Source organism: Actinoplanes campanulatus, from assembly GCF_014647795.1.
In the GTDB taxonomy this organism is placed as follows: domain Bacteria; phylum Actinomycetota; class Actinomycetes; order Mycobacteriales; family Micromonosporaceae; genus Actinoplanes; species Actinoplanes campanulatus.
The window spans coordinates 48416-55627 of the sequence record NZ_BMPW01000039.1 but is presented as its reverse complement, the minus strand read 5'-3'; the positions used below and the strand labels follow the sequence as shown (position 1 = coordinate 55627).

The window sequence follows — 7212 nt, the reverse complement described above, 5'->3', positions numbered from 1 at the left end:
AGCCCGGAACGGGCCGCCCGCCAGCGGCGAAAAAACTCAGCCCGGCGGGCGCGGCACGGGCGGGAGTGGGCAGTGAGCGCGCGCCGACCGGACGGAACGGCCCCGATGAGACGGCGACGGGAACACCCGTACCGGATGGGTCTATGTCGGTGTGGCCTTGCGGGCGTTTCAATAGTTAGCCCTTGCGCTAACTATCCGGACGGGCAATACTTAGCCGCGTGGCACAGTATTCGGCTCAGCTGGACGGGCTGTTCGACGCCCTCGCCGATCCGACGCGGCGTGGGGTCATCCGGCGGCTCGGGCGCGGCCCGGCCAGTGTGGGTGACCTCGCCGGCGAGTTCCCGATGACGCTCCCGTCGTTCCTGAAACACGTGCGGGCGCTCGAATCCGCCGGGATCATTCGGACGAGCAAGACCGGCCGGGTCCGCACCTGCGTGCTCAACCGGGAGCGTCTCGCGCTCGCCGAGGACTGGCTGGCCGAACAGCGCCGCATCTGGGAAGAACGCACCGACCGGCTCGAACAGTTCGTCGCCGGCACCGAGGAGGATCAGTCATGAACCCCGACCTGGACCTGACCCTGCAACGGACCATCCGCGCCCCGCGCGCCGCCGTGTGGGCCGCCTGGACCGACCCGGACCGCTTCGCGAAGTGGTTCATTCCGGCGCCCATGGTCTGCCGCGTCGACCGGCTGGAGGCGCGCCCCGGCGGCGCCCTGGTGACCCGGATGAGCGAGGACGGCGTGGCGTTCGTCCCGCACGTCGACGCGATCTTCCTGGTCGTCGACGACCCGGAGCGGATCGTCTTCACCAATGCGATCGACAGCGCCTGGCGCCCCGCCCTGCCCGCGCCGGTGCCGATGACCGCCGAGATCGTGCTGGCCGACCATCCGGAGGGCACCGACTACCGGGTCGTGGTCCGGCACGGCGACCCGTCCGCCCGCGAGCAGCACGAGAAGCTCGGCTTCTTCGAGGGCTGGGGCCTGGTCACCACGCAGCTCGCCCAGTCCGTCGAGTAGCGGGTCAGAACTCCCAGTAGGCCCGCAGTGCCGCGATCCGGCCCGCGCCGTCGCTCCGGTAGGTGAAGACGCCGTTCACCCGGGCGGCCTGACCGCCGGGCAGGGTGATGTGGATGCTGCCGACATCGGCGACCTCCTCGCCGCACAGGTAGGACCGCTCGATCTCGAAGCGCATCCCGTCGACCATCCCGATCACGGTGTCGTAGAACCGGGCGATGGCCTCGGCGCCACGGTGCCCGCGGCCGTCCGGGCAGAGCGGCGACGGCCCGACCGGGTCCTCGACGATCGCATCGTCGGCGAACAGCCCGAGCCAGCCCTCGCGGTCCTTCACGCCGGCCGCCGCCTGCGATCGTCGTGCCAGGTCACGGATGGTCATGGTGCACCCCTCGAGGTAGAACGCGTTCTACTTCTGGTCATCCTGCCCTGTTTCGGCGCTGGAGGACAATCCTCTGGTGGATTCGCGCGTGACGATGGTGGCCGCCGTGACGATGGTGGCCGCCGGGGTGGGCCTGGCCGAGATCCGGCTGCGCCGCCGCCGGCCGCGGACCGCCCACGGCCGTTACGCCGACTGGGTCCACCCCGGCGGTCTCCTGGCGGGACCGATGCGGGCGCTCGCGAACAGCCGGGTCGCCAGGGCGGTGTGCGAGGTGTTCCCGGTGCCGGCGATGGGGGCTGCTCGGCGACCGGCGCCACGACGCGGACGGGCTGCCCTGACCAGGTGGGAGGTATCTTTCTCTGCGTGAGAACGCGCAGGTTTCCCCTGGTGCGGGCCGACCTCGATCAGGCCGTTTGCCCGCTGCCCGACGATCTCGGCGAGGCGTTGCCGGAGACGGTCGCCGTGGTGCTCGACCATCGGGCGCTGGGGATGACATCCGGCCGGGAGACGTTCGAGGCCGGGGTCGTCCAGGACCCGGGGTGGCGGCTCACCGGGATCGCCTGGCCCGCCGACCTGCACGCCGGGGTGCTGGTCACCATCAGCGTGAAGGACCGGCAGGTGCATCTGCGGACGGTCACGCTGGACGAGCCGATGCGGGTGGACGGGGTCGACTACTTCCATGAGTACGACCCTCGGGTGATCACCCGCGAGTTCGACCCGGGAGTGTCCAATCGCGGTCAGGTGCTCAACGCGGTGCGGCGGCTCGGCCGGGTCTTCGAGGACGGCAGCGCCGTCTTCGCCGAGGTCGACCTGCCGGCGCACTGCGGGCTGGGGCGCGGCAAGAAGGGGCAGTTCCTGCTCCGTAACGCCGTCGACCAACTGCTGCGGGAGGGCTACGTCACCCGGGTGACCGGCAGCACCGGGCCGGACGGGGAGCTCAACTACCCGGCCGTCGACGGTGAGCAGACCCTCGACCTGCTCTTCTACGCGCCGCTGGTGGAGCCGGCATCGCTGCCGGGGGAGTCCGGCGAGCACGGCGACGGCACCGGGGGCGAGCACCGGGCACACTGGGTCAGCGGGTTCGTCCGGCGGCTGCCGGCCGGCGCCCACGCGTCGAAGAAGCAGCTCAATTTGCATCAGCAGGCCATGGAGACCGAGGAGATCGACGGGTTCACGCTGGAACCGGGCTACACCTTCGTGAAGAAGCACCACCGCGGCGGGTAAGGGTCTGACCGAAATCTGCTCAAGTGGCGTGCGGTAGCCGGACTTTTCCGGGCATGCGGCCGACGGTCGAAAGGATCGAACATACGTACCTTTTGTACGTATGTGGTATCGAGCTCTGACCGTCGCTCTCGTCGCGGGCACCCTCTCCGGGGCGAGTCCCGCCCAGGCCGCGACGAACCCCAGCACCGTCACCATCGGCCTGCGCCCGGGCGCCACCGCCGCCGACGCGATCCGGGACCTCGACGCCACCCCGGGTGTCCGGGTCATCGACAGCGACGCCACCCCACAGCTCGGCGCGGTCACCGTGACCGTCACCGGTGACGCGGCCCGCGCGCTCGCCGGCAACCCGGACGTCACCTACGTCGAGCCGACCCCCACCGCGTCGGCGCTGCTCACCCCGAACGACCCGCTGTACCCCCAGCAGTGGGGCGCCGGCGTCGTGAAGGCACCCGCCGCCTGGAACGTCACCACCGGAAGCCCGGACGTCACGGTCGCCGTCGTCGACACCGGCGTCACCGCGGTCAGCGAGATCGCCGGCCGCGTCCTGCCCGGTTACGACTTCGTCAACGACGACGCCGACCCCGCCGACGACCACGGCCACGGCACCATGGCCGCGACCGTGATCGCCGCCGCCGGCGACGACGGCACCGGAATCGCCGGGCTCTGCTGGACCTGCCGGATCCTTCCGGTCAAGGTCCTCGGCGCGGACGGCAGCGGCGGCCACGACGACATCGCCGAGGGCATCGTCTACGCCGTCGACCAGGGCGCCGACATCATCAACCTGTCGCTCGGCGGGCCGGAGGGCTCGACGATCCTGTCCGAGGCGGTCACCTACGCGGCCGGGCACGGCGTCGTCGTGGTGGCGGCCGCCGGGAACGAGGGCGTCACCACCCCGGTCTACCCGGCCGCCTATCCGAAGGCGATCGCGGTGGCCGGATCGACCGCCACCGACGGCCGCTACGACTGGTCCAACTACAGCGGCAGCTGGGTCGACGTCGCGGCCCCCGGCGACAACCCGGCACAGGCCGACGACGGCGACTACTGGTGGTTCACCGGCACGTCGTCGGCCGCGCCCGTGGTCGCCGGGGTGGCCGCGCTCGGCCTCTCCGCCAAGAGCGGCGTCACGGCCGCGCAGGTCCGCGCCGCCATCGAGGCGGCCGCCCGCCCGGCCGGTTCCTGGGTGGCGGCCGGCCGGATCGACGCCGAGGCCACCGTCAAGGCGCTGACCAGCGGTCCCACCATCGCCTGGACCGCGCCCGCGACCTCCAGGACCCCGCGCCGCGGGACGGTCACGGTCACCGCGACCGCCACCGGCGCCACCCGGGTCGAACTGATCCGCGCCGGGAAGGTGATCGGCACGGACACCAGGGCGCCATGGTCGTTCACGGTCAACAGCGCCGGGCTCAACGGCACGCACACGCTCACCCTGCGCGCCACCGGCCCGGCCGGCCACACCCGATCGGCGAGCCGCGCGCTGCTCTTCGACAACACCGCGCCGGCCATCTCCAAGGTCAAACTGTCGAAAACCCGGACCGCCGTCACGATTCGGCCGACGATCAAGGACGCCCTCGGCCTGAAGCAGGTGAAGGCGGTCATCACGGCCGGCTCGAAGCGGTACACACTGACCTCGTCGAAGAGCCCGTGGACGATGAAGTGGAAGACGGCCGGCCGCCGCGGCACCTTCCCGGTCACCGTCACCGCGACCGACAGGGCCGGCAACACCAGGACCTACAAGATCAAAATCTGACCTCTCTTGTACGGGTGACGCCGCCCCCAACCGCATCAGGACAGTCCCGCCCTGCCACGCGATCTCCCTGCCCACTCCCGCCTTTGCCGCGCCCGCCGGGCTGAGCTCGGTGGTCCAGCCTGACCGGGCGGCTGGCGCCGCACGGGTCACTGGGTCCGGCTGGATCTCGGGGCTGTCTCAAGGGTCACGAAACAGCTCCCAGGGCCAGCCGGGGCCGGTGGTGGTTTTCGGGGAGCGGCGGCAGCGGCCGGTGTGGGCACCCGGGCCGGCCTGCCCGGCCACCGATCTATGCCCGGCGGGGGCGGCAAAGGCGAGAGTGGGCAGGGAGATCGCGTGGCAGGGCGGAACGGTCCAAAGGATTCGGGACGGCGTCGGGCGTACCGGAATAGTCTGGTTTCAAGAGCCGACGCCTAGGCTCATGGTCTTGCCGATCGGGTCGAGATCGAACGTGATGAGGCCCTGCTGGACGGCGGTGAGGCCGGCCAGGACGGCGGTGGCCTCGTCGGCCGACTCCGTCTCCAGGAACAGCACGACGCCGGGGACGTCGCCCACCTTGAGGGCATATTCGGTCACCACACGGTGACGCACCAGGTTCCAGGCTGCCGCCGAGAATCCGTGCTCGTCGAAGAATTCGGCGAGCTGGCCCGCCGTGATGCCGTCCGCCGGACGGGAGTTCGCCATGAACCGCATGCACCCATGGTCGGCCGCCCGGGTGGGCCGATCCTCATCCGCCGGGGGTGAGATGTCGTATCGTCCATGTCGGACGTGCTACACACGGTCCAGGTCCCGTAGGGCAAAGCGGAGATGTTCCCACTCCTCGGCGAGGATCACGTGCAGGCAGTGCAGGACCGGCTCCTCGTGGTCGGGGGACCAGGGGACGACGCGGGGCTCGGCGAGCAGGTCCGCGGTGGCGGTGGCGAGGAAGTCGCGGACCATCGCCTGGCGTTCGGCGCGGAAGGCGAGGGTTTCCGGGTAGGTCGGCGGCTCCTTCACGAAGATGGACAGGTCGTAGCCGTCCGATTCGTACTCCACGTGGGGCTGGCCGAACCGGTGGAACGGCTCGGGACGTCGCAGGATGCCCTTGCCGAGCCATGCGTCGGTGGCGAACGCCAGGTGACGCAGCGTCTGTGCGAACGACCACTCGCCGTCGACCGGCACGTCCGCGGCGCCGGGCGGCATCGCCTCGACCCGGTCGACCGCGGACCGCCAAGCCGCCTCGACCGCCGTCCACGCCGCCCGCAACCCGTCCGGATCGGTCGCCGTGCGCAGGTCACGGCCCGGGAACCGGCGGTTCAGCTCGGCCTCGACCAGCGGCGCGACGTCCACGCCGTTGACGAGCAGCGGGCCGTCGGCCAGCCACGGCGCGTCGATGTCCAGCCCGCGGACGTCGACGCCGCGCATCACGGCGCCGGCCAGCGTCGAGCGTTCGAACCGGGCGCCCCGCAGGTCCTGTTCGGCGAATTCGGTCACCATGTCTCCCCGTCTCCTGGTGGTGCCAGCACTACCTCCATGGGGAGGTGTACCCCATGGATCAGAGTCTCTCCGATTCGTACGGTCGATGGCAGCACACCGACGGGGAGGAGAAACCATGGCGGCCCATCTGATGCCGCTGATCTGCTCGCCATGGCTGTATGTGATCGTCTTCCTGGCCGTGGCGATCGACGGATTCCTGCCCGTCGTGCCGTCCGAGGCCGTGGTGATCGGGTTGAGCGCCCTGTCCGCGGCCGGTTCGCCGCACCCGCTCTGGCTGGCCGTGGCCGTGGTGGCCGGCGGCGTGACCGGGGACCGGGTGGCCTCCTCGGTGGCGTTCTCACCGGAGCACAGACTCTCGTGGGCTGGTGGGGGAGTCGGCGGTTGGCGGACGTTGTCGTGGGCCGGTGGGGGCCGTGCGACGGTCAGGGTGGCGGGCGGCGGCCGGACCAGACGCAGGTCCGGCGGCGCAGCAGGCCGTCGGAGAGGGGCAGGGTCAGCAGCCGCTCGCGGAAATCGGGGCGGTGGGCGTCCGGCAGGTCCTCGATGAAGGCGCGGTAGCCGTGCGAGAGTGCCCACGCCCACAGTTGCGCGGTGTCCTCGAAGACGATCTCCACCGTGGCGTGTTCCTCGTGCAGGTCCACGAAACCGGCCCCGTCCAGCAGGTCGGCCGCGTCGATCGGGGAGCCCATGCTGCCACCGGGCGGGATGTGTGGCGCGAACTCCAGGAACAGCGAATCCACCCGGTCGGCCAGTGGGGACGACCAGACCGCCGGTTCGGCGTCGTGGTGGCGTGCGCTGCCGCCGGTCAGTGAGAACCGGCCGCCCGGGCGCAGCACCCGGAACGCCTCGGCCACCCCGGCCGGTGGCGAGTCCAGCACATGGATCACGAAGGACGCCGCGACCTCGTCGAAACAGCCGTCCGGCAGGGTCAGGGCCTCCGCGTCCATCACCCGGGCGTCCACCTCCGGGTGGTCGGTGGCCAGCAGCGCGACCATGGTGGGCGCCGCGTCGACGGCGGTCACCACGCATCCCCGGGCGAGCGCGGCCGCGGTGAGAGCGCCCCGGCCGGCGCCGAGATCGAGGAACCGGCTGCCCGCGGCCGGGCCGAGCACGTCGACGATGGCCGCGCCGTACTCCGCGAAGAACGGCACCACGCTGTCGTAGTCGGCCGCCACCCGATCGAAGATCCTCCACGTCGACGCCATGCCGCCATCCGACAACGCCGCCGCCACGGTGGCAACCCTGCGATAGGCCGGCGCACCCGAACCGAGAATTCCGGCCGGCGAACCGGTCGGCATGACTCCGGCACCACTTCGTGGACGCACTGATCGCCATCGCTATGCTGCGCCGTGGCCGCTTCTGCCTGCCGGTGCCCGG

General features: G+C 71.4%; 9 protein-coding genes. 5 read left to right on the top strand and 4 right to left on the bottom strand.

From position 1 onward, the window contains the following. Positions 1–218 precede the first annotated feature (218 nt). Together IEZ13_RS43850 and IEZ13_RS43845 are read left to right on the top strand one after the other, a co-directional pair. Positions 219–557 (top strand): ArsR/SmtB family transcription factor, encoded by a 339-nt coding sequence (locus IEZ13_RS43850; RefSeq protein WP_183227448.1) that lies wholly within the window; start codon positions 219–221, stop codon positions 555–557. Continuing rightward, positions 554–1015 (top strand): SRPBCC domain-containing protein, encoded by a 462-nt coding sequence (locus tag IEZ13_RS43845; protein ID WP_183227450.1) that lies wholly within the window; start codon positions 554–556, stop codon positions 1013–1015. Before IEZ13_RS43850 ends, IEZ13_RS43845 begins: the two co-directional genes overlap by 4 nt. Before the next feature lie 4 nt (positions 1016–1019). Here IEZ13_RS43845 and IEZ13_RS43840 read toward each other — a convergent pair whose 3' ends face one another. After that, positions 1020–1391: a nuclear transport factor 2 family protein gene (locus IEZ13_RS43840; protein ID WP_183227452.1), complete on the bottom strand. Its 372-nt coding sequence runs from the start codon at positions 1389–1391 to the stop codon at positions 1020–1022. A gap of 76 nt (positions 1392–1467) precedes the next feature. Here IEZ13_RS43840 and IEZ13_RS43835 point away from each other — a divergent pair, with 76 nt between their 5' ends. The 3 genes from IEZ13_RS43835 (at position 1468) to IEZ13_RS43825 (ending at position 4362) form a co-directional block, all read left to right on the top strand. Then, positions 1468–1758, top strand: coding sequence for a hypothetical protein (locus tag IEZ13_RS43835; protein WP_183227454.1), 291 nt, complete (start codon positions 1468–1470; stop codon positions 1756–1758). Beyond that, positions 1755–2615, top strand: a complete 861-nt coding sequence (locus IEZ13_RS43830) for a hypothetical protein (RefSeq protein ID WP_183227456.1) — start codon at positions 1755–1757, stop codon at positions 2613–2615. The genes IEZ13_RS43835 and IEZ13_RS43830 overlap by 4 nt, the downstream gene beginning before the upstream one ends. A gap of 100 nt (positions 2616–2715) precedes the next feature. Then, the gene (locus IEZ13_RS43825; protein ID WP_183227458.1) at positions 2716–4362 is read left to right on the top strand and encodes a S8 family serine peptidase; all 1647 of its coding nucleotides are present in this window, start codon (positions 2716–2718) and stop codon (positions 4360–4362) included. Between the two features lie 396 nt (positions 4363–4758). On the opposite strand, the gene IEZ13_RS43820 is transcribed toward IEZ13_RS43825, so the two are convergent. From IEZ13_RS43820 to IEZ13_RS43810, 3 genes are all read right to left on the bottom strand, one after another. Next, positions 4759–5052, bottom strand: coding sequence for a hypothetical protein (locus IEZ13_RS43820; RefSeq protein WP_183227460.1), 294 nt, complete (start codon positions 5050–5052; stop codon positions 4759–4761). A gap of 78 nt (positions 5053–5130) precedes the next feature. After that, complete coding sequence (locus tag IEZ13_RS43815; RefSeq protein ID WP_183227462.1) at positions 5131–5835, bottom strand: DinB family protein; 705 nt, start codon at positions 5833–5835, stop codon at positions 5131–5133. Positions 5836–6257: 422 nt separating this feature from the next. After that, positions 6258–7040, bottom strand: coding sequence for a class I SAM-dependent methyltransferase (locus IEZ13_RS43810; protein ID WP_183227464.1), 783 nt, complete (start codon positions 7038–7040; stop codon positions 6258–6260). Positions 7041–7212: the final 172 nt, after the last annotated feature.